We start from the raw sequence: 393 nt of genomic DNA on the forward strand, positions 1-393 counted from the left end.
GGTGGACGTGCTCCAGGCGCCCCTCGCACCGGCTGGTGACCCGCCGCCGACGCTGTGGGTGGACGCGGACGCCCGCCTGCACCGGCTCACCGGCCGGCTGGCCGACGGCACACCCGTCACCGTCGACCTGACCCGCGCCGACCGGCCCACCCTGCATCCGGTGGACGCCCTCGGCGGCCGGCCCGGGCAGCCCCGGGCGCTCACCGACGACGAGGCCGCCCGGCTGGCCGCGCTGCCCGCCCGGCTACGGGCACTGGGCGGCGCGGCGGTGACGGTGGCCGCTCCGCTCGCCCCGTCGGCCGACCTGCTGGCCGCCGGCACGGTGGACTGGACGAGTCCGTCGGCGTACCTCGCGGTGATCGAGGAGGGCAGCGGCCGGCGTACCCTCCGCTG

1 pseudogene is annotated in these 393 nt (G+C 79.6%); it reads left to right on the forward strand.

The annotated features are described in order from the left end of the window. Window positions 1-393 (forward strand): annotated as a pseudogene (locus tag EAD96_RS00015) (hypothetical protein); the annotation flags it as partial.

Source organism: Micromonospora sp. BL1, assembly GCF_003667485.1.
GTDB classification, from domain to species: domain Bacteria; phylum Actinomycetota; class Actinomycetes; order Mycobacteriales; family Micromonosporaceae; genus Micromonospora; species Micromonospora tulbaghiae.